18 protein-coding genes are annotated in these 21,278 nt (G+C 52.7%); 10 read left to right on the top strand and 8 right to left on the bottom strand.

Features of this window, described 5'->3' with window-relative positions:
* Positions 1 to 15: 15 nt before the first annotated feature.
* Entirely contained in the window at positions 16 to 609 is a 594-nt protein-coding gene (locus IX84_RS28615; RefSeq protein WP_044229520.1) for a T9SS type A sorting domain-containing protein, read from the bottom strand.
* A gap of 622 nt (positions 610 to 1,231) precedes the next feature.
* Here IX84_RS28615 and IX84_RS28605 point away from each other — a divergent pair.
* Positions 1,232 to 1,600, top strand: coding sequence for a hypothetical protein (locus tag IX84_RS28605; protein ID WP_044229516.1), 369 nt, complete (start codon positions 1,232 to 1,234; stop codon positions 1,598 to 1,600).
* 106 nt (positions 1,601 to 1,706) lie between these two features.
* Here the strand turns inward: IX84_RS28605 and pcaF are convergent, their stop codons facing one another.
* Positions 1,707 to 2,921, bottom strand: coding sequence for a 3-oxoadipyl-CoA thiolase (pcaF, locus tag IX84_RS28600; protein WP_044229514.1), 1,215 nt, complete (start codon positions 2,919 to 2,921; stop codon positions 1,707 to 1,709).
* 122 nt (positions 2,922 to 3,043) lie between these two features.
* Between pcaF and IX84_RS28595 the strand changes: the two genes are divergently transcribed.
* From IX84_RS28595 to IX84_RS28585, 3 genes are all read left to right on the top strand, one after another.
* Positions 3,044 to 3,508 (top strand): hypothetical protein, encoded by a 465-nt coding sequence (locus IX84_RS28595; RefSeq protein WP_044229510.1) that lies wholly within the window; start codon positions 3,044 to 3,046, stop codon positions 3,506 to 3,508.
* Positions 3,509 to 3,634: 126 nt separating this feature from the next.
* Complete coding sequence (locus IX84_RS28590; protein ID WP_044229507.1) at positions 3,635 to 4,243, top strand: SCO family protein; 609 nt, start codon at positions 3,635 to 3,637, stop codon at positions 4,241 to 4,243.
* Between the two features lie 92 nt (positions 4,244 to 4,335).
* Positions 4,336 to 4,872 carry an NUDIX hydrolase gene (locus IX84_RS28585; protein WP_044229504.1) on the top strand — a complete coding sequence of 179 codons (537 nt, stop codon included), beginning with the start codon at positions 4,336 to 4,338 and terminating at the stop codon, positions 4,870 to 4,872.
* Here IX84_RS28585 and IX84_RS28580 read toward each other — a convergent pair.
* The 5 genes from IX84_RS28580 to IX84_RS28560 form a co-directional block, all read right to left on the bottom strand.
* Positions 4,869 to 6,491, bottom strand: a complete 1,623-nt coding sequence (locus IX84_RS28580) for a tetratricopeptide repeat protein (protein ID WP_152605286.1) — start codon at positions 6,489 to 6,491, stop codon at positions 4,869 to 4,871. The genes IX84_RS28585 and IX84_RS28580 overlap by 4 nt on opposite strands.
* 7 nt (positions 6,492 to 6,498) lie before the next feature.
* On the bottom strand, positions 6,499 to 9,474 hold the full coding sequence (locus IX84_RS28575) for a S8 family serine peptidase (protein WP_044229498.1): 2,976 nt from the start codon (positions 9,472 to 9,474) through the stop codon (positions 6,499 to 6,501).
* Positions 9,475 to 9,547: 73 nt separating this feature from the next.
* Positions 9,548 to 12,517 carry a S8 family serine peptidase gene (locus IX84_RS28570; RefSeq protein WP_044229495.1) on the bottom strand — a complete coding sequence of 990 codons (2,970 nt, stop codon included), beginning with the start codon at positions 12,515 to 12,517 and terminating at the stop codon, positions 9,548 to 9,550.
* 120 nt (positions 12,518 to 12,637) lie between these two features.
* Complete coding sequence (locus IX84_RS28565; RefSeq protein WP_044229492.1) at positions 12,638 to 13,096, bottom strand: very short patch repair endonuclease; 459 nt, start codon at positions 13,094 to 13,096, stop codon at positions 12,638 to 12,640.
* A 106-nt stretch (positions 13,097 to 13,202) separates the two neighbouring features.
* The gene (locus IX84_RS28560; RefSeq protein ID WP_044229489.1) at positions 13,203 to 13,865 is read right to left on the bottom strand and encodes an IMPACT family protein; all 663 of its coding nucleotides are present in this window, start codon (positions 13,863 to 13,865) and stop codon (positions 13,203 to 13,205) included.
* A 141-nt stretch (positions 13,866 to 14,006) separates the two neighbouring features.
* Here IX84_RS28560 and IX84_RS28555 point away from each other — a divergent pair, with 141 nt between their 5' ends.
* The 6 genes from IX84_RS28555 to IX84_RS28530 all read left to right on the top strand — a co-directional run bounded on the left by IX84_RS28555 (position 14,007) and on the right by IX84_RS28530 (position 21,030).
* Positions 14,007 to 14,558: a DUF1599 domain-containing protein gene (locus IX84_RS28555; protein ID WP_044229487.1), complete on the top strand. Its 552-nt coding sequence runs from the start codon at positions 14,007 to 14,009 to the stop codon at positions 14,556 to 14,558.
* A complete protein-coding gene (locus IX84_RS28550) occupies positions 14,555 to 16,165 on the top strand; it encodes a DoxX family protein (protein ID WP_044229483.1) in 1,611 nt (536 codons plus the stop codon). Before IX84_RS28555 ends, IX84_RS28550 begins: the two co-directional genes overlap by 4 nt.
* 163 nt (positions 16,166 to 16,328) lie before the next feature.
* Positions 16,329 to 17,264: a transcription antitermination factor NusB gene (nusB, locus tag IX84_RS28545; RefSeq protein WP_044229480.1), complete on the top strand. Its 936-nt coding sequence runs from the start codon at positions 16,329 to 16,331 to the stop codon at positions 17,262 to 17,264.
* A gap of 80 nt (positions 17,265 to 17,344) precedes the next feature.
* The gene (guaA, locus tag IX84_RS28540) at positions 17,345 to 18,898 is read left to right on the top strand and encodes a glutamine-hydrolyzing GMP synthase (protein ID WP_044229477.1); all 1,554 of its coding nucleotides are present in this window, start codon (positions 17,345 to 17,347) and stop codon (positions 18,896 to 18,898) included.
* The gene (locus IX84_RS28535) at positions 18,855 to 20,393 is read left to right on the top strand and encodes an ABC transporter substrate-binding protein (protein WP_081969005.1); all 1,539 of its coding nucleotides are present in this window, start codon (positions 18,855 to 18,857) and stop codon (positions 20,391 to 20,393) included. Before guaA ends, IX84_RS28535 begins: the two co-directional genes overlap by 44 nt.
* A 1-nt stretch (position 20,394) precedes the next feature.
* Entirely contained in the window at positions 20,395 to 21,030 is a 636-nt protein-coding gene (locus IX84_RS28530) for a TrmH family RNA methyltransferase (RefSeq protein WP_044229471.1), read from the top strand.
* 19 nt (positions 21,031 to 21,049) lie between these two features.
* Here the strand turns inward: IX84_RS28530 and IX84_RS28525 are convergent, their stop codons facing one another.
* A complete protein-coding gene (locus tag IX84_RS28525; protein WP_152605285.1) occupies positions 21,050 to 21,274 on the bottom strand; it encodes a hypothetical protein in 225 nt (74 codons plus the stop codon).
* Positions 21,275 to 21,278 lie beyond the last annotated feature (4 nt).

The raw sequence follows: 21,278 nt of genomic DNA, 5'->3' as shown, positions 1-21,278 counted from the left end.
ATTCAAGAATTTTAGTTAACGGATAATCAATTGCTGTTGATAGCTTTCACCACTGCCAGCCTTGCTAGCTCGCATGAAATACAGCCCGGAAGGCAGACCTTGTAGTTTGATCTCCACTTGGGAGCCTTGCACTTGCAAAGTTTTCACACCAACTCCATGAGCACTAAATAGATCAATTGTCCAGTTTGCATCAGGTTCGCCAGGTAATAGCACACTAACCTGGTCTTGAGCCGGGTTTGGGATTACAGAAATTTGCTCTTTGCTCTCTTTGAGTTGAGAGGCAGGTAAGTGATTTTGATTGGACTGCATCAGCCCTTCTACCGTATCATCTTGGGCGATAGGCAGGTGAAATTGTGCTCCGGTCAATGTGCCCAACAAAGCGCGGCTATACGTATAGGTAGCCGAAAGTGTATCCTCTGCCAGAAGTTGGAGGAAGGCCTCGTCTCCGTCCGAAAGCGTGTAATCTATGGGGTTAGAACGGTAAGCCACTTCCAGTGCTAATAGGCCAGCGACAGTAGACTGGCCATCCGTCTCTGTGGGCAGTGCCTGTACGTAGGCTTGTGCTGCTTCGTAACCTGTTACCCCGGAGGCGCTCCAATAGCTAAACATAAGCAATAGCATTGTCAGAAAAATCCCGCCGGGGGGTGAAAAAGCGTAAAAGATTCATGTTGAAATAGTTTATTAAGGTAAATAATTGGTTAAGCGGTGTAATTGAGCTTTTGCGTAGGCTAAATTGAGCGCTTGTCTTTGTTTTTCTTAAAGGTACATGAATTACAGTGGTGTTTTAGGAATGGGGCGCTGTTTATTTTGCTCACCTTGCGTTTTGTCACCAGAGCGACAATGTTAAAAAGCGCTTTCGTGAACCATCTCAAATATTTGTCCGCATAGTACTTACCACCAAAAAACCTATAGCACCCTCTCCAATTGAGCAACAGTTCCGTATGCTTCCACATCAGCGGCAATGAAGCCTTTCAAGCGTCGTACAATGCGGAATAGCGGAAGGAAGAACAAGCTCGCGCCCAGGCACAGCAAACCTATTCCGAAGGACAGAAAGCCAATGCGAAGGCAACTGCGCTACTGGCAACAGTAGGGTGGAAGGACGCTTCAGGCATAATCTTAGTCTATGCTTGTCGCCGGTTGATCGATTATCATCGCATCTGATCACCGGGCTTTCCACTTTTGCGTCAACACACAATCACCCAAAACATTTTTTAATTAAAACCCGACTGTAATGATGAAATGGATTAAAACGGGTGCCCTGGCATCCTTGTTTGCATTAATCACTTTTGCCGCCCAGGCCAATACGACAGACAACAGCCCGATGCGGCTGCTTTCCAAAGTGATGCCTGATCAGACCCTGCGCATTCAGCTGGTCAACCTTCAGCAACAAACCGCAACGGTAGAGCTGACCGATATGAACGGCAAGACCCTGCACCGCGACCTGATCAAAAACCACAACGGTTACGCCCGGATCTACGACCTCAACGAAGTGGAAGATGGCCGCTACCTGTTGACCGCCAAACAAGGCGATGATGAAGTGATTGTGGTGGTCCGCATCAAAGACGGAACCATCATGACTTCAGACAAGACCCGGAAATAGCCCTGAAATTTAAGCTATGGGGCGGTAGCTGACCATAAAGTCTGATCAGCTACTGCCCATTGAAAACGGACGATAAAGCCTCGCCAACGGAGCGGGGCTTTACTGTTTACACGCGCTCAATGATGGTAGCATAACCTTGCCCGACCCCAATGCACATGGTCACCAAAGCATAGCGCTGCTGCGTTTGCTGAAGCTGAAGGGCTGCGGTTTGCAGCAGGCGGGTACCGGTCATGCCCAGTGGATGGCCGATGGCGATGGCGCCGCCGTTCGGGTTGATGCGCGGGTCATCGTCCGCAACGCCCCATTGCCGGGTACAGGCCAGGGCTTGTGCCGCAAAGGCTTCGTTGAGTTCAATGATATCCATATCGTCCATCGTGAGGCCGGCTTTCGCCAATGCCTGATTGGATGCCCGGACCGGTCCTATGCCCATAATTCGGGGTTCTACGCCCACCACGGCAGAGCTGACAATTCGTGCCATAGGCGTTAAGCTGTATTGCCTGACCCCGTCTTCTGAGGCGACGAGCATGGCTGCTGCGCCATCGTTGAGCCCACTGGCATTGCCGGCGGTAACGGTGCCGCCCTGATCTGCAGGCTTAAAGGCGGTGCGGAGCTTAGACAGCACTTCCAGAGTGGTGCCGGGGCGAATGAATTCATCTTTGTCAAATAATACCGGGTCTGCCTTGCGCCTTGGTATGGGCACGGGAACGATCTCCTGACCTAATCTTCCTGAAGCCTGCGCTGCGGCTGCTTTTTCCTGCGACCAGGCTGCGAATTGGTCCTGATCTTCCCGGCTGATCCCGTATTTTTCTACCAGGTTCTCCGCGGTTTGCCCCATGCCATCTGTTCCGTAAGCCGTTTCCATTTTGGGGTTGACAAAGCGCCAGCCAAAGCTGGAGTCGTGCATCTGCGCGTCTCTGCCGTAGGGCTTGGAGACTTTGGAAATTACCCAGGGGCCACGGGTCATATGCTCTACACCACCGGCAATGAACAGGTCACCGTCGCCGGTTTTTATAGCCCGGTTGGCATGGATGACGGCAGACATGCCGGAAGCACACAGGCGGTTGACGGTTTCGCCGGGCACAGCGTAGGGGAGCCCTGCCAAAAGCAGAGCCATTCGTGCCACGTTGCGGTTGTCTTCTCCGGCCTGATTGGCACAGCCCATAATGACATCAGCGTAAGCCTCTCCGGGAATATCGGGGTGGCGGTCCGTAAGGGCTTTCAGTACGTGCGCTGCCAGGTCATCGGTCCGGATAGGGGACAGGGTGCCAGTGAACTTGCCGATTGGCGTGCGTACGGCATCAATAATGTAAGTTTCTTTCATGGTTAGGGTATTCAGTAATTGGTCACAAAGATCACAGAAGTGTGGAAAAAATCCAGTTATATTCGCCCAATTCTGGCAACGCTGGAGCGAATAATTTGTTTCAACTAAAAAAATAAAGAGCAATGCGTAATCTTATTTTGTTGCTGGCCCTTGCCGGCACGGTTTTTGGAATAGGCTGCGGCGGTAGTAATCAGGATGCAGGATCAGCAACGCCCGTTGAGCAGCAAGAGGCCGCCTGGGCTAAAATGATGGAGGTCCATGATGCCGTGATGCCCAAAATGGCGGAGATGAACCGCGTGAGCCGGGAACTTAAAGCCCTGGCTGAAGGGCTGGAAGACAAAACCCAACTCGAGCTAATCAATAACGCCGTGGAAAACCTGGAGGCGGCCAGTGAAGGCATGATGGTGTGGATGGGCGAGCTACAGCAGCCTAAAAAGCTCCGCGAAGAAAAATCACACGAGGAAATTATGAACTACCTCAATGCGGAGACGGAAGAAATCACTCAGGTGCAGGAGGATATGCTGAGCAGCCTGGAACAGGGGCAAACCCTGCTGAAGGAACTGCAGGCTGAAACGGCAGCGGAATAACAGGGTGTTTTGTCAGGTAGGAAGGTCTCAGGTGGCTGGCAAGGGCTTTTCGCCCGGTGCCGAGGCACGACACTTAGCTTACCTGGCAAAGCACCGTTTCTCAATAACTAAAAGGACTAATAAACCATGCGCTTCTTGCTATTCACACTTCTCGCATTAACCGTTTTTTCCTGTCAGCAGGAAAATAAGGTGCAGCCGCTGCCGTACCTGGGGCAACATGAAATCAATGGGCAGGATACGGTGTACCATACGATTCCGGATTTTACTTTTGTTGACCAGGACAGCAACCTGGTGACCAATGCCACTTTTGAGGGTAAAATTTACCTCGCCGACTTCTTTTTCATTTCCTGCCCGACCATCTGCCCAAAGGTCAAAAAGCAGATGCTGCGGATTTTCGATAAGTACCAGGGCAATGACGAGCTGATGCTGCTGTCCCATACTATTGACCCCAAGCGGGACACCGTAGGCCGCCTGAAAAGCTATGCTCAAAACCTGGGCGTAGACAATGGCCAATGGCGATTTGTTACCGGAGAGATGGATGAAATTTACGGGATCGCGGATGATTATATGAGCATTGCCAAAGAGGACCCCAACGCGCCCGGCGGCTTTGACCACAGCGGTTGGATTCTCCTGATTGATAAGACAGGCCACATCCGGTCCTATGCCGATGGGACAGACCCTGAAAAAGTAGACCGCCTGCTGACAGACATCGAATGGCTGCTGGCTAACGAGTAGATCAGGGTCCTTCAAAAAATCATGGTGTATTTCTTACAATAACTGACCGTCTTGTTTGACTTTGAGCGGAGAGGGTGTACCTTTGAAATCCTATGGAGGACTGGAAAAAAATAAGTGAGGAATTCACCTTTCGGGGCTGGCGCAATATGATCCGGCGGACGTTTGAGATGCCGGATGGCCGCCATGCTGACTTTGATGTGATTGGGAACAATACCTATGTCACTATTGCTGCCTTTACGCCAGATAGGGAGGCTATTTTGGTGCGGCAGTTCCGCCCGGGCCCGGAAACCACGCTTACCAGTTTTCCTCAGGGCTATGTAGACCCTACGGAGTCTCCGGAAGAAGCCGCCCGCCGGGAGCTTTTGGAGGAAACGGGGTACGAAGCCGATGAAATCCGACTGCTGAAAGAAATCCGCTCTGCCTACTCAACCGAGCGCCACCTCTGCATGATTGCTACGGGCTGCCATAAAGTCGGGCAGCAGCAACTGGATGAAGATGAATTTATTGAGGTGTTCCGCCTTCCGCTTTCTTCCTTCCGCCAACTCCTCAACAACCCGGCAGATACCACTTTCGCTAATGTGGATGCGGGCTACCTTTCCCTGGATTTTTTGGGTTGGTTAAGTGCTTAATCGAAAACGGTATCATTTATTTTAAATTTCTTGCGAATGGGCTTAGGCCGGTGCCTGAAAGGCCAGATTCCGCCTTCCGGTTCAGGTGTGGTGGGCAGTTGTAGGATTTGTTGGGCAGGCCATTCTTCCGGAAATCCAAGGTAAAGGCTTTCTTTGTGGGCAAGCAGGGCTTCAAATGGACCGAAAAGCTGCTGGAAAGCGGTATAGTTTACAGCCTCAGCTTTGCCGGAGTTCAACTGGGAGAGAGTTGGCCGGACAACCTCATCCGCTAACCGTGTCATAAAAGTAGAGTCGGCATCATCGTACAATCCAAATACAGCAGACCGGGTTTCGAAAAATTGAATGCCAGGGGCTTCCGCTTTCGGATCTGACGAAAATCGTTGGAGCCTGCCCGGGTAAAAAATTAAGTAGAAATCTAAGTATTTATCAAATGCCTGAATGCCCGTTTCCGGATGGGTGAGTGCCATTAAGCCCTGTTCCAGCAATTGTGCCTGAAGTAAGGTATCCTCTTTTTCCGACCGCTGAAGGGCATCCAGCCCCTGGTATACTGCACTTCGCGCCTGCGCATGACTGTCTGCGGAAGTTTCCATCAGATAAGCTTGTGCGCTGAGGTATTTCATTTGGGCCTGGGTATAGTATTGGTTGCTGTGAGGTTGATTAGCCCCGGCTTTCTTTCCCCTGCTTCCTTGCTGATTATTGATTAGTGCAGAGATGCGGTCTGTTTGGGCCAAAACACCGTAGGGTTTCCCATTTTCCAATTCCCACTGCGCCAGTGCCAGCCCGGCTTCAATTTGTATAGCCGTTGAACCTCGCTGCTGAGCCTTTGCTAAAGCGGTCTTTGCTTCTTTAGATGGCTGTTTGTCGGCTAAAAGAGCTTGTCCCAGTAACAAATTGGCTTCGGGGCTTTCCTCAATCTTCAGGGAAGCCTGGCAAGCCTGTACAGCGGCGGCCCAATCTTGTTTGATGGCTAGCAGGTGAGCTTGCTGCAAATAGATACCTGAAAGGGGAGGCGCTTCAGAACTCTCCACAATTTCTACGATCTCGGCGGCAGAACGGGCGGCTTTCAGTGCCAGGTCGTACTGATACCGCTGCTCCTGAATCTCTGATTCCAGAAGCGCAATTTCCGCAGGTATGAGCGGGTCGTCGAAGAAAGGGTAGAGGCGTGCTTTTTTCAGGTGTTCCAGCGCGGTATCGTATTGCCCCTCTTCCAAACAGATGCAGGCGGAAAGCTGCTCGTTCAATCCCAGCGCGTCCGGGGCAATGGCCATACGCAAATCCGCAGATTGCTGATTGCACTGTGTCGCGGTCTCCAGGTGACCGAGTTGGAAATGGTTTCGGGCCATTTTGAAGTAGGCTTCTCCCAGATCGTATTTACGTTGGGGGTATGCCGTGATGAATGCAGACAGTGTGGCGTTGGCTTCCTCGTATTGAAGGGCTTTGGCCAGGCTGTCGGCTTTGTGAAGCAGTTCCTGCGGCTGCGCCAGCGCCACGTTGATGCCAAAACAGAGCATTAGGATAAGTGGTGGAAGCAGAGGGAAAGGTTTCAAAGCAGAAGTTGGTCGTTTGATTTGCATACGGCTATCCAACCCTTTGAGCGGGCGGAATATTGTTTGGAACATGAATTAATTATTGCTTGATTACCCGTTGTACCATGCGGCCCATTTCCAGTTCGACAACCACAAAGTAGGTGCCGCCGGGCAAATCTGCCATTTGCACTTCGATGGGGACACCATCGGAAACCCGCCGCTCGAACTGCCGCAATGGGCGGCCGAGCAGGTCTGCCAGCTGAATGTAAGCATCCTGGCTGTAGGGCAGCTTGAAGAGCAGAAACAGGTTTTCTCCAACCGGGTTTGGGAAGGCAGTCAGGTTGAAATCAGCAATGTCCTCTGTGGTGTTGGCTGGTGGAGTGCTATCGGTAACGTCGACCCAAAGCGTGGCAGACTCGCTACAGTCGGCAGCCGTTTCCACCACTACGCTTACCGGGTAGCGGCCAACTTTGGTGTAGGTATGGCTCGGAGCCGGGAGTTCACTAATGAAGCCATTGCCGAAATTCCAGCGCCAACTGACAATATCCAGGTCATTCGCTACGGTCTCAAAGCCTACCACGCCTGTTTCTGTGGCGAGGTCTACCGCTGCATCAGAGACCAGTATGTCCACGTTTCCGGCAGAGGTACTGTTGCTGACCGGCACGGAGACACTGCTGCGTTCACAAAAGTAATCATAGCTGATCGACCAGTCGTAGAAATAATAATACAGCCCTGTGCTGTCGGTAGCGCCGGTAATTTGTACGACCTGTTCTTCTGCTACAGGAAAGGCCACTTCACCACTGGAGTACTGTAGTGGGGCACCGGCCAGGAGCAGCAACTTATAGCCTTCTCCCTCAGGGATCTCAAAGTTAAGCTCAATCGTATGGATACCAGGCTCATCTATTTGAATGATCTGTGTCTTATAAGTATCATTGGGGCCGGTCAGGCGTAGCATTCGGCCGCCGGGCTGAGCAGTCCGTACGGTGATGGTGTGTAGGGTGAAGGGATGGAAGGCGTCAAAAATTAGCCCTTCCTGCGCGTTACTTTCCTGGGGTGCACTGTCGGAAACATCAGGCGTCTGTAGCTGTGCTCTGATCGTTGCCTCCAGGTAAATTTCCTGGCTGCTTTGTACATCATTTAGTTGCAATACGGGGCCCTCTCCGAGTAATTGACCGCCCTCAGGGGCATCAAACCAGTTGAAGTCTGCTTCCCCATCAAAGTCTGCCCGCAGCAGTGCACTGCCGCCCTGGCACACGGCCGCAGCGCCTTCCAGTTGGACGGGAATAGGGGCATGTTCCAGAATGGTCACTTCTTTTTTCTGCCGGTTGTCGAGGTAGCGCAGGTCGTTTTGCTGATTGGCGAGGGTCAGTTCCACATCAAAGGTGTAATTGCCGGCGGGAGCTTCTAGTGCCGGCAGGCTGATCCAGGCCCGTTCGCCGGGGAGGAGTTGTCCTTCCCAGTTGTGGAGAAGGCTTTGACTGCCCAGGCTACCCGCTATTTCGAGGCTTGAGATGGTGTCAGAGCCATTGTTTTCCACCAGGATGCGCGTGGAGAGGGTGTTGCTGCAATAGTAGTCGGACTGCTCCACGCGAAGCAGCGCAACATCATTAGTCGACTGTACCGGTGGCGTAGGGGTGTGGCCCCGCTGAATGAGGTATTCATAAGCCGCAGGCAAACTGATCACGCCCATTCCATAATTATTATCTTCTCCGGGTATACCCAAATCAGTACAGGTATAGTAAAGGGCAAGCATCAGGGCTTCACCTGAAAGATTCGGGAAGGCTTCTTTGAGCAGGAGCAGGGCGCCACTCACGTGAGGTGCCGCCATAGAAGTGCCGCCGAGTGTGCCGTATTCACCACCGACCAGGGCAGAGCGTACGGCTACGCCCGGTGCGGATACCTCAGGCTTGATCAGCAGGCTGCCTTCCCCTCCGCAAACGGTGGGGCCACGGCTGGAAAAGTCGGCAACAGGCAGGTTCGGGGAATTACCGTTGATAGCACCTACGGAAAACATGCGTACCGTGTCCCAGTTTTCCATTGGCGGGTCTCCGATGGTGAGCGGGTCGGGGCCTTCATTGCTGGCAGAGAATACAACGGCAATACCAGCAGCATATACCGCATCGGTCATCTGTCTTTGTATGGGATCGCCACAATCACTTTGAACCGGATAATCCCGGCTCCAGGAATTGTTGATCACATCAGGGCGGTCACTGATAGTGGCCGGGTTGCCGTCAGGGTCCATCGCCCATTCGAAAATCTCAATGGCATCCAGTGCCGTACCGGCGGAGGAGGCACAGTCTGAAGTGGAACTGCCCTGCCAGAGTGCACCAAAGGCAACACCGATCGTATCCCGCGCTACGCGGTCAATACCGGTTATCGTGCCGCCAACGTGGGTGCCATGATTGCCGCAATAGTAGGGGCGGTCTCCATTAGCCCAGGCCTGGGACATCGGCATTTGCTGATAAGCGAAATTGTGCCCGAGTGCCGGATGGTCGATGTCATGGCCGGTATCCACCACAAGCACTTTACGACCGTAGCCGGTATAGCCCAGGCTCCACATGTAAGGGGCACCGATCACTTCCAGCCCGGGCTCAATCCCATTGGGCGAAGGAGGTGCCGGCGCGCTGTCACAGGCATCAGGGAAAGTCATTTTCCAGTTGATGTCTATCCATTCCACAGCGGGAAGCTGACTGATTGCAGCTGCGCCTTCCAGGTTAACCTCACAGGCGATAAGATTGACAATCCAAAACTGCCGGGCTTTCTGTAAGCGTACACCCGGTAGGCTGGACAAGGTCTCCAAAAAAGAAGGCTGTATGGTATAGGCACTTTCCTTAAGTGCGCTGATGATAATCTGGCCGCGGTCTTTAACCGGAGTAGCCTTGGCTTTGAACCGGGCTTCTATAGCGGGTAAATCTGCCTGATCACTAAGCAGGATTTGTACCGTATGGTAGTCTTCCGGGGCGCTTTCCAATGCTTGCTGAAGTGCAGGGGCAACCGTCTCAAGGTTGAGTTCCTGAGCAGTTAAACTGACGTGGAACAGCGCTAGGCTGCTGAGCAGTAGAAACAATTGGCGCATTGGATCAGTGTTTATGAGCTGGGAGCCTCCGGGCGTTAACCCGTTCACCCTTTCCGCTCCCAATTTACTAAAATCATTTGGCTTTGACAATCCGGTGCACAGACCGTTTGCCGGCCATTTCCACTATGATCAGGTAAGTTCCTGCCGGATAAGGGCTCAGCGGCAGGGTGATGGTTTCCGATGGTGCGATATCCTGTATGGTTTGCTGCAAGGGCCGACCCAGTACATCAGTAAGGGTGATCTGCACGTCCCGGAATGCGCCTCCTTTAAGTTGGAGGTTGATTTGCTCCTTTGCCGGATTGGGGAATAAAAGCAGCTCGGGAGTTTCATCAACCACTGAAGTAGAAACGGGAGGTGTGCTGTTGATGACAACAATCCTGCGGGTCGCTGCATTGGTACAGCCTTCCGTGCTTGTGGCAGTCAGCCCCACCGTGTAGACACCCGTTGTATCGTAAGTGTGGGTAACGGATGCACCGCTTGCCGTTGTTCCATCCCCAAAGTACCAGTTCCAGTTGGTGTAGCCGTCCGTCAATACCGAGAAGTTTACTGCTCCGGAAACCGCCAGGTCCACTGTGTCCACACTACTGCTGATGGCTGGCGCACTGCCTGTGCTATCGGCGCTAACCGGAATCTCTACCATACTTCGGCCACAGCGCTCTTGGTAGCTGATTTCCCAATCATAGAAGTAGAAGTAGGCGGAGCCGCCCATAGTGGAGGAAGTAATGGAGACTACGCCTGGCAAGGTCATCGGGTAACCTTGGAAACCACCACTGTTGAGCATCAGGGGTTTACCCGCATTCAGACGCAGAATGTACCCTTCTCCCGGTGTAACGCTGAGATTAAGGTCAATCCGTTGTTCCCCGGCTTCCGTCACGTTGACAATCCTGGTAGTGACAGCGCCATCCGGTTTGACCAGCTGCAACAAGCGGCCTCCGGTTTCCTCCGCATAGACTTTCACCGACCGTAGGGTAAAGGGGTAAAAAGCGTTGAACCGGAGTCCCCGGGACTGATTAGAAAACTGAGTATTCGTTCCGGAGTTATCCGGCCGGCCTACTTTTCGGATAGGAGAGGTCTCCGCATAAATCGTGCCCGATGCAGTGAGGTCTTCAAGCAGGAAAGGCGATCCGCTGCCCAAGGTAGCATTACTAGTTGGGGAAGAATGCCAGGTGATATCGGCGTTGCCATCGGTCAGGACCTGAAGCAAGGCATGGCCACCTGTGCATACGGAGTCGCCGATTAGCATGGCCGGAGACACATCTTCTTCGAGAACGGTCACTGTGGTTTTCATGAAGTTGTCTTCGGGCCGTTCGTCCACCTGTCCGTTAGCAGAGACAATACCCATGACCGTCTCGTAAGTGCCTTCCGGCATATTTATAGCGGGAAGTTCCAGCGTCTGGAGTTCGCCCGGAGGCAGCAGGCCGCCCCATTCGTACGTTTGTACCGGTCCGTCTCCCACCTGATATTCCAAAACCAGCTCCTGAAGGGTGTCAGGGCCAGCATAGGAAATAACTGCTTCCAGGCTGATGGTATTTCCGCAATTGTACTCCGGGGTGTTGATCCGTAGTATCCGTGCATTATGATCAAATGAGCGTGGGAGCTCCGGGATATGCCCTTCATCGATGAGGTATTGATAGGCGGCAGGCAGATTGATAATACCCATGCCATAATCATTGTCTTCGCCTTCCGGCCCGAGGTCTGTGGCAGAGAAGTAAAGCGCCAGCATCAGATCCTCGCCGGTGAGGTAGGGAAAAGCCTCTTTGAGCAGCAAAATGGCTCCGGAAACGTGTGGTGCGGCCATGGAAGTGCCAGAGAGAAAGGAGTACTCCCCCCCAACATAAGCTGAACGGACTGTAGAGCCCGGCGCTGATACCTCCGGCTTGATGAGCAAGGAGCCGGTGCCGCCACAGATGGATGGGCCACGGCTGGAGCCGCTGGAAATGGTCAGGCTCGGGTTGTTGGCATTGAGGTTGCCCACCGAGAACAGCCGTACCAGGTCCCAGTTATTGAATTTCGGCGGGGTGATGGTTTCCGGGCTGGGCCCATCATTGCCGGCAGAGAAGACGACCGCAATGCCGGCTGCATAGAGGGCATCATAGGTTTCGAATACGCCATCAGCATCACAAAAGGTGGAGCCGCTGCGCCAGGAGTTGTTGATGACATCCGGGATATCATCGGTGGTAGCCGGATTGCCATCTGGGTTCAGGGCCCACTGGAACATGCCGGTAATACCCGAGGTGCTCGTGTTGTTGTCGCAGCTGCCGCTCAGGGCGATACCGCTCATCCACTTGGCTTCGTAGGCTACCCCTATGGTGTCGTTGGTGAGGCGGTCGAGCCCCAGGATTGTTCCGGCAACATGTGTACCGTGCCCATCGCAATCTATCACATCTTCTCCTACAAAACTGGAATTTTGGCTCTGCAGGTGGTAAAGGAATTGATTGGTTAACGCCGGGTGGTCAGGTTCTGTACCGGTGTCCACGATGAGGGCCCGGGTGCCGTAGCCGGTGTAGCCCATCGCCCAAAGTGCAGGAGCTCCTATGGCTTCCAGGCCGGGTTCTGTGCCATTGGGGGATGGCGGTGCGGGAGCGGGAGCGCTTTCGGTTTCAATCCATTCCACTGGCGCGTCATATCCCACAGATGCTACCTCTGGCAGTTCACTAACTGCGTATACCGCTGCCCGGGAGCCTTCGAAGAAAACCATATTGGTAATCCAATAAGGCTGTAAACTGCCGGCGGAAATCCCTTTGATACTGCGCAGTTGTTCCAGAAAACCGGGCTGAGTGGAGGTTGCTTTATCCATCAGGGTTTGGACTACGATTCGGGCACGCTCGTCAACGGGCAGCTGACGGGCCCTGAAGCCGGCTTCCAGTGCCCGGATGTCTACCCGGTCTTTTAGCAGCGCATAGGCTTTATAGGACGGTTTATCCTGCTTCAGGAGCACATCCTGGAAGTCGATGGTGATTTTTTCCCATTGCTGTGCCGGGAGCAGTGTGCCCAAAAAGAGTAATGCCAAAACAGAGGCACGGGTTTTCCATACTAAATCCATTGTAAGATAGTTTACTTGTGTACGAAACAATCAGGGTATGTCGGGAGGATTATCAAAACTAAGGAATGATCGGAATTCGAAGGTAATGAGAATGTCAGGTAAACTGCAAGCCACTATACATTATGGAGCACGGCGGCTGTCAATGGCCTCCGTGATCAGGGCCAGGCAAACGTTGAATTCCTTTTTCAGGCGCTGTTCCCAAAAACGGAGGACCAGCCAGCCTTTTTCCTGTAGTTTTAGGGTGTTTTCACGGTCGCGCTCCATATTCCGCTCTATTTTAGGGATCCAGTAGGCGCGGTTGCGCTTGATGGTGTGCTGTTTTTCTTCCCAGTTGTAGCCGTGCCAGAACTCGCCGTCAATGAACACTGCTACTTTGTACTTTTTGATGGCGATATCCGGGCTGCCGGGCAGGCTTTTGACATTTTTGCGGTAGCGGTACCCTCTGGCCCAGAGTGCTTTTCGCAACCGGACCTCCGCCTTGGTGTCCTTCGACCGGATGCGGCTCATCGTCCGGGACCGTTGCTCGGAGATATAGTGAGTCTGCGCTTCCTCAAATCGGGGTACTTTCTTGTGGCTCAAGGCGTAATGTTGTTTAAAGTAAAAGCGCCGTGGATGCCTGATGGTTCATTCGCTCCTGCTCCAATGTCCGCTCCAGCCAGGCAGGTGCCAGTCTTGCCCGGGCTGTTTACCTCGTTTCCACCCACTCGATGCCCAGGCCCTCCACTTCGGTTTCCTCATTGACCTCCTCCAGGTACAGATTACCGATGGCGGCTTTAAGGCGGAGCAGGGTAGGGGCGGCTTCACTACGACGGATCGCGAGGTCGACGGTAGCGGAAGTATCAAAGTTTTGGCCGATCATGTTGAGCTGCAAGTGTTCGATGCTGCTCATCACGTTGCCCATCAGGCTATAGTCGAAGGAGAGGCGGTAGATTTCTTCAACGGTGCATTCTATGATGTTGGCTTCCTGCAGGGCTGCTGCCGTGCTTTCGCGGTAGGCATTAATCAGGCCGGAAGTACCCAGGAGCGTGCCCCCAAAGTACCGGATCACGATTACAATCACATAAGTCAGCCCAAAACTGTCGATCTGGCCCAAAATAGGCCGGCCGGCGGTGCCGCTGGGTTCTCCGTCATCATTGGCGCGGAAGTTGTTCTGGTCCAGCCCAAGGCGGTAAGCGTAGCAGTGGTGGCGGGCCTTGGGGTGGAGCTTGCGGACGTCTTCCAGGGCGGCTTTCCACTCGTCTTCGTTGTAAGCCGGGTAGGCGTAGGCAATGAACTTGCTGCCCCGGTCGCGAAATTCGCCCGAAGCCATCCCGCTAATCGTCTGGTACGTATCTTTTAGGTTCGGCATCGGCGTGAAATTAATCTTTTACACCCTGTTAACAAACCTTGCAAAGGTATTAACAGGACGTAACGGTATTATTGCCATCTTTACCGCATGGAATTCTCAATTAGAAACGGGAGTGAGTATATTTGCGCAAAACCACGCACCTTGAAAACCACACTGGACTCCTTCGACGAGATTATGGCAGCGTGCCGGGAGCTGTTCCGAAAAAAGACTGCGGACTATGGTACGTCCTGGCGTATCCTGCGGCCGGCATCTATGACCGATCAGCTGTACATCAAGGCCAAGCGTATCCGCAGTATAGAGGAAAAACAGCAGCAAAAAGTGGAAGACCGGGTGGAAGATGATTATTTCGGGCTCATCAACTACAGTATTATGGCGCTGATTCAGCTGGAGTTGCCGGAGGATGCCCCGATAGAGCTGCCTCCCGAAGATGCGGTTGCCCGTTATGATGCCAAAGTGGCGCTGACGCGGGAACTGCTCGAAGCCAAAAACCACGACTACGGGGAGGCTTGGCGGGATATGCGCATCGCTTCCATGACGGATATGATTTTGCAAAAGCTCCTGCGGGTCCGGCAGATTGAAGATAACGCCGGCAAGACCCTGGTTTCAGAAGGGTTGGATGCCAATTATCTGGACATCATCAATTATGCTATTTTTGCACTCATCAAACTGAACGAACAAAACGCTTCATCATGACTATAGGCACTCTGGTACTTTCCGTTGCAGCCGTGGCGCTGCTGCTGACCCTGATTATCGGGTTGACGACCAAGCGCATTGAAAACTGGATCATCAGCTTCCTGCAAAACTTCTGCGGGGTGTTGTTTATCTTTTCCGGATGGGTAAAGGCGGTAGACCCGCTTGGTACGGCCTACAAAATGGAGCAGTACTTTGCGGAGTTCGAGTCTACCTTCTCCGGCACCTGGTTCTCCTTCCTGGCACCGATGTTTCCGCAGCTGGCGGAATGGGCGATCGGCTTTTCTGTGTTCATGATCGTCTTTGAGATCGTGCTCGGCATCATGCTGCTCATTGGTTCTTCCCGGAAGCTGACAGCATGGGCTTTCTTCCTGCTCGTGGCTTTCTTTACCGTGCTGACGGGCTTTACCTTCCTGACCGGCTATGTGCCTGCGGGCGTCAATTTCTTCCAGTTTGGACAGTGGGGGTCCTATGTGGAAACCAATATGAAAGTGACCGATTGTGGCTGCTTTGGAGATTTCATCAAACTGGCACCTTTCACTTCCTTTATGAAGGATGTATTCCTGCTCGTGCCTTCCGTTCTGTTCCTGGTTTTCCATGGGAAAATGCATCAGCTCATGGGCGCAGGGGGGCGTACCGCAACGGTGATTTTGGGCACCGCTGCACTGACGCTTTACTGCTTCAGCAACTACATGTGGGACATCCCGCACACCGATTTCCGCCCCTTCCATAACGAAGCCAACATTCGCCTGGAGAAGGAACTGGAAGACCTTGCCGAAAATAATGCTGAAGTCATCGCCTACAAGGTCACCAACAAGGAAACAGGAGAAACTGCGCAGTTCCCTATCGATGAATACCTGAAAAAATACAAGGACTACCCAAAGGAAGAATGGGACCTCGAACAGATCAAGGCTAAACCCGTGGTCAAAGTTGTGAAAACCGCTGACGGCTACGGCATCCCAAGCGCAGAAGGCGAACCCTATGAAGCGGAGCTGGCGAGTTACCTGGCACAGCAGTGGGAACTGGAAGGCGATACCACTGCCAAGGTGGTGGAGCGCAGCAAAATCAGTGATTTCGAACTATCGGGCGGGCCGGAAGGCGGCGATGTGACCTATGATATCCTTAACAATCCAGACTACAGCTTTATGGTGGTTGCCTATAAGTTGTACACTGAGAAGGAAGAAGTCACCACACAGATGCTCCGTGACACCATTTACAAAGTAGACACCGTGGCCGTGGAAGACACCATCAAGCTGGTGCGCAGTATTGACCGGGTGGACAAGCGGCAGATCGAGCAAACCACTTACCACTTTGGCAAGGACTATCTCGACCCCTGGATGGATATTGTCAATCCGGTACTGGCAGAGGCGCAGCAGGAAGGCTTTAAGGTGTTTGGGGCAACCAGCTTTGCCTCACCGGAAAAGCTGGAGCAGTTCCAGGCGGCTTCCAACAGCAGCTATCCATTCTACACGGGCGATGATATCCTGCTGAAAACCATTGTCCGGTCTAACCCAGGCGTGGTATTGTTGAAAAATGGCAAGGTCATCGGTAAATGGCACTACAAGAAACTGCCTACGTATGACGAGCTGAAAGCCAGCTACATGCAATAATCTTAATAATTGCTGAAAGGCACAAAAAGCCTGGGCTGGAGTCAGGAATTTGGCTGGTCGGCCCGGGCTTTTTTTGTTTAAAAGGCAAATTGATACGTCTCAATGTCGCAAACCAGCAATCAGAGTGTATATTTGCGAGGACTTTAACCGGGAATATTGAAATATGCTGAGTAGAAGGAATATCCGCATTAAAGTAATGCAGATGCTTTATTCCATGAGCCAGGATCATTCGCTTGGGCTTGACGACACCGTCAAACGATACAAGGCGAATGTACAGCGCTCTTTTGATTTGTACCTCTTCACGCTTTGGGCACTGGTGCGTACATCAGAGTATGCCATTCAGGATAAAGCCAAGAAATTGGAAAAACTCCTGCCCTCTGATTCGGATAAGCAGTTCACGGCCGTACTGGCTGAAAACGAACTCCTTCAGTCGTTGGTGCGCAATGATGGGTTTCAGGAATTGCTGCGCCGCCGCAAGCTTAAAAACCGCATAGACCTGGATAATATCCGGACTTTCTATCAGGACTTTGCTAAGACGGAAGAGTACCTCACTTACAGCCGGCAGGCTTCTCACACCAATGAGGAGCATACCGAAATGCTGCTGTCCCTCTTCAAGCACCTGGTCAACAATGAACCCTTCAACGATTTCCTGGAAGACCATTTTTCCAACTGGGTCGATGATGAGTCTCTCGTGGTGGGAGCTGTGAAGAAAACGATCAAGTCACTGCCGGCGGAGGGCGACTTCTTTGAGGAGCACCGCCCACAGGATGAAGCCGTGGATGACTTCGGCGAGCGTTTGCTGCGGCAGGTCATTGAGGAAGGGGACGATTTGCTGTCCGTAATTGAGCCTACGCTCCGAAACTGGGATGCCGACCGGGTTGCCGTAATCGATATGATCCTGCTGAAGATGGCCCTGAGCGAGCTGACCTCTTTCCCGTCTATCCCTACTAAGGTCACGCTCAATGAGTTCGTGGAGATTTCCAAGCAATACAGCACTGACAAAAGCAAGGATTTCATCAATGGTATCCTGGACCGCCTGATGAAGCAGCTCAATAAGGAGGGTAAAATCCGTAAACAGGGGCGTGGCTTGCAGGAGTAACCTTTAATGTACCCAAGCCCACTGTCATTCCAATACCGGCAAAGGGCAGTAATGATGGGAGAAAATCCTATCTTCGCGCCATGACAGAAAAAATCCTCATCCTCGACTTCGGCTCGCAGTATACGCAGCTCATTGCGCGGCGTATCCGGGAGCTCAACGTCTACAGCGAGATTGTGCCTTTCAATAAGGTGCCGGAGCTGGACGACACCATCAAAGGCATTATTTTATCGGGAAGCCCTTTTTCCGTTGCCGACGAAAACGCACTACATACTGACCTGGACCAACTCATTGGGCAGCGCCCGGTGCTGGGTATCTGCTATGGTGCGCAGTACATCGCCAAACAGATGGGCGGTAAGGTGGAGCGTTCTCTGAAAAGAGAGTATGGCAAAGCCGAACTGAGCCGTATGTTTCAGGCGGACCCCTTTCTGGCTGATGTGCCTGAGGGCTCTCAGGTGTGGATGTCGCATGGGGATACGATCATGGAAATTCCTGAACAGTTCGAACTGCTGGCGGGTACAGCGCATGTGGATGTTGCAGCGTATAAGTCGAAAGCAGGCGCTTTCGCACAACCCGTTTATTGTATACAGTTCCACCCGGAGGTTTCGCATAGCCTGGATGGCATGACCGTCCTTAAGAACTTTGTAAAAGACATCGCTGGCTGTGATGCCGAATGGACCCCGGCCGCCTTCGTAGAAGAAACAGTGCAGTCTCTGCGTGACCAACTCGGGGACGACCACGTCTTAATGGGGCTGTCCGGTGGTGTGGATTCCACCGTTGCGGCCTCCCTGCTGCACGAAGCAATAGGCGATAACCTGGTCTGTATTTTTGTGGATAATGGGTTGCTGCGTAAGGATGAGTTCGAGGAAGTGCTCCATTCTTACAAGGATATGGGGCTGCGTGTGGTTGGTGTGGATGCCAAAGAGGCGTTTTATGAGGAATTGAAAGGGATCTCTGATCCGGAGCAGAAACGTAAAGTGATCGGCCGCGTCTTCATTGAGGTCTTTGAAAGAGAGGCACTGAAGCTGGAAGAAGAAGACCGGGCGATTAAATGGCTGGGGCAAGGCACTATCTACCCGGATGTCATTGAGTCAGTCTCGGTACATGGCCCTTCGGTGACTATCAAGTCGCACCATAATGTGGGCGGTTTGCCCGAAATGCTCAACCTCAAAATTGTGGAGCCGCTGCGTATGTTGTTCAAGGACGAGGTGCGGCTTGTAGGTACAGAATTAGAGGTGCCACAGGCGATTGTAAGCCGGCATCCGTTCCCCGGTCCGGGCCTGGGGATCCGGATTTTAGGGGACATTACACCGGAAAAGGTGCGCATGCTGCAGGAGGCAGATGCGATTTATATCAACAATCTTCGTAAATTCGGCTTGTACGATGAAGTTTGGCAGGCGGGTACCATCCTCCTTCCGGTGCAATCGGTAGGTGTAATGGGCGATGAACGGACCTATGAAAAAACCGTTGCCCTGCGGGCAGTGAACTCCCGGGACGGGATGACTGCGGAATGGAGCCGCTTTCCACACGATTTCCTGGCCACGGTGTCAAGTGAGATCATCAATAATGTAAAAGGAATAAACCGTGTCGTTTATGATATCAGCACTAAGCCGCCTTCCACAATTGAATGGGAATAGACTGTTGATTGCCCTTTTTCTGGGGCTTACTGTCTCTTCCTGTGCTTTATTCCGGAAAGCCGAAACAGAAGAGGAGCCGAAAGAAATTGGTGAGGAGCTTGACCCCCTGCCGGGCAAAAAAATCTACGATCCTGAAACCGGTCAGCTGGTTATCGTGGATGAAACGCCGGTCGAAACCATGGACACGATCAAGTGGAAATTGGTTTCTGCGGATAGTATCCCGCCTATTCAGTCCGGAGAGGGCATCGCCCAGGAGGAGGTCATGGGCAATCCTTCCAAGCTTATTGAGCGGGGAGACTTCGGTACAGAGTTTTATACCTCTTATAACGTAACGGTGCTGTTGCCTTTCCTTTCGGACCGCTTCAATCCGGAAAGCAACGAGATTTTCCGCAACTCCACCTGGGCCCTCAATTACTACGGGGGTATGCAGATGGCTTTGGATGAGCTCGATGAGCAAGGCGTGAAGCTGAACGTCCGCGTCATGGACAGCAAAGCTCAGGAAGCAGTAGTGGGGCGGTTGCTCAACACGCGGTCCGAGTTGTACAATTCTCACCTGATTATTGGCCCGTACCGGAGTGATAATGTGGAGATGGTAGCCGAATTTGCCCGCCGTAACAACAAAACCTACGTTTCACCGCATAGCGCTTCTGCAAATATTGCCACAGCTAATCCGAATTACATACAGGTGAGCCCTACCTTGCAGTCGCACTGCCAGGCCATTACGAAGCACGCCTACGAGAACTATGGGCGTAAGAAAATCGTACTGGTATCAAGGGACAAAGAAGTAGAGCGGGCCCGGTTCAACTATTTCCAGGAAGAGATTTTCCGCCTTGAGGGGCGTATTGAGGATTCCCTTCGGCTGCGGGAGTACGTGGTAGAGGTAGACAATAATGACGAAGAGCGGTTTGGGAATATTGATTTGTCGTCCTTCATGACACCCGGCGATACCACCGTATTTATCGTGCCTTCATGGTCCAATGAAACTTTTGTGTATTCTTTCCTCAGTCAGGCAAAGCTCGCTAAGAACCCCATGAATCAGGAACGAGGGCCTGGTCAGGCTCAGGCAGCGCCCATGCATGTGGTGGTCTATGGCATGCCGCAGTGGCAGGAATACGAGCGGATCGATTTTGACCTGTACGAAAGCCTGAATGTACATATTAGCAGCGATGCCTACCTGGATAATTACTCGGATGATATCCGGTTCTTTAAACGTAAGTTTTACAACCGGTTTGGCATAACGCCCGGAGAGGAGGCCTTCCTCGCCTATGACGTGACCCGCTACTTTGGCCGTATGCTTAATGATTATGGCACCAAGTTTCAGTATCAGCTGGAGCAGGAGCCGGAGCAGATGCTGCATACCAGGTTCGACTTTGAGCGGGTGGTCCGGCCTACCACTACCGGTATGGAGAACCCGCCAATACAGAAGTTTGAGAACAAGCATGTCAATATCCTGAAGTTTCAGGACTACCAGTTTCAGTCAGCGAATTTGAGATAAATTGAGAGTAGAAAGAAAGGAAAGGTTAGCTTCGGTTGCCGCCCGCCGGCAGCCCAACCTCACTGTGGTGCTGGAGAATGTGCATGATCCGCATAACATCGGTGCTGTCTTGCGCTCCTGTGACTCCGTCGGTATTCGGGAAATCTTCGTACTGTACACCGAGCCCAGCCTCGATCAGGAACGCATTGAAATTGGAAAAAATGCCAGTTCCGGTGCGCGAAAATGGATCGATATTCACCTTTACCACGATGTAGCTGCCTGTTTTGACCATGTGCAGCAACGGTATGACGACATCTGGGCGACACACCTGGGAGAACAGGCTGTGGACTTGTACGATATTGACTTCACCCAATCCGTAGCCCTGTTGTTTGGGAATGAGCACGATGGGGTTTCTGAGGCTTCCCTGCAATTCGCTACCGGCAATTTCCTGATCCCGCAAATGGGTATGGTGCAAAGCCTGAACATCTCCGTGGCCTGCGCGGTCACACTTTACGAAGCGCTCCGCCAACGCCGGGCAGCCGGTATGTACGAAGCCAATAACCCAATGCCACCCGCTGAACGGGAAGCCCTCATTGAAGCTTACCTCGACCGCCACGACCGAAAAAACTACAATAAGTTCGTCCACAAAAAGGGGTAGTTGGAGCCGCTTTCAGGGGTTATAAATCCCTGGCCTCCTGTACGATCAGGCTCAGTTGCTGTGCTTCTGCCTGCTCTGCCCAGTCCTCTTCCCCGAGCTGCTCCACCTGCTTGATCAGGCTCCGGAGGTACTCCAGCCGTTCCCACCCTTTAGGCCAGTTGGGCTCTCCCTCAATCGCCTGCAGTTGCCGGAACCAGCGGCGCCGGAGCTGTTCGGCTTGCTGTAGTAGCGTTGTTCGGTCCATTGTC

This window comes from Phaeodactylibacter xiamenensis (genome assembly GCF_000759025.1).
Lineage (GTDB): Bacteria > Bacteroidota > Bacteroidia > Chitinophagales > Saprospiraceae > Phaeodactylibacter > Phaeodactylibacter xiamenensis.
This window is presented reverse-complemented; position numbering and strand designations above follow the sequence as displayed.

Coding starts and splice junctions, on each gene's coding strand:
- IX84_RS28615 (WP_044229520.1), bottom strand. CDS start 609: ATGTTTAGCTATTGGAGCGCCTCCGGGGTAACAGGTTACGAAGCAGCA.
- IX84_RS28605 (WP_044229516.1), top strand. CDS start 1,232: ATGATGAAATGGATTAAAACGGGTGCCCTGGCATCCTTGTTTGCATTA.
- pcaF (WP_044229514.1), bottom strand. CDS start 2,921: ATGAAAGAAACTTACATTATTGATGCCGTACGCACGCCAATCGGCAAG.
- IX84_RS28595 (WP_044229510.1), top strand. CDS start 3,044: ATGCGTAATCTTATTTTGTTGCTGGCCCTTGCCGGCACGGTTTTTGGA.
- IX84_RS28590 (WP_044229507.1), top strand. CDS start 3,635: ATGCGCTTCTTGCTATTCACACTTCTCGCATTAACCGTTTTTTCCTGT.
- IX84_RS28585 (WP_044229504.1), top strand. CDS start 4,336: ATGGAGGACTGGAAAAAAATAAGTGAGGAATTCACCTTTCGGGGCTGG.
- IX84_RS28580 (WP_152605286.1), bottom strand. CDS start 6,491: ATGTTCCAAACAATATTCCGCCCGCTCAAAGGGTTGGATAGCCGTATG.
- IX84_RS28575 (WP_044229498.1), bottom strand. CDS start 9,474: ATGCGCCAATTGTTTCTACTGCTCAGCAGCCTAGCGCTGTTCCACGTC.
- IX84_RS28570 (WP_044229495.1), bottom strand. CDS start 12,517: ATGGATTTAGTATGGAAAACCCGTGCCTCTGTTTTGGCATTACTCTTT.
- IX84_RS28560 (WP_044229489.1), bottom strand. CDS start 13,865: ATGCCGAACCTAAAAGATACGTACCAGACGATTAGCGGGATGGCTTCG.
- IX84_RS28550 (WP_044229483.1), top strand. CDS start 14,555: ATGACTATAGGCACTCTGGTACTTTCCGTTGCAGCCGTGGCGCTGCTG.
- nusB (WP_044229480.1), top strand. CDS start 16,329: ATGCTGAGTAGAAGGAATATCCGCATTAAAGTAATGCAGATGCTTTAT.
- guaA (WP_044229477.1), top strand. CDS start 17,345: ATGACAGAAAAAATCCTCATCCTCGACTTCGGCTCGCAGTATACGCAG.
- IX84_RS28535 (WP_081969005.1), top strand. CDS start 18,855: ATGATATCAGCACTAAGCCGCCTTCCACAATTGAATGGGAATAGACTG.
- IX84_RS28525 (WP_152605285.1), bottom strand. CDS start 21,274: ATGGACCGAACAACGCTACTACAGCAAGCCGAACAGCTCCGGCGCCGC.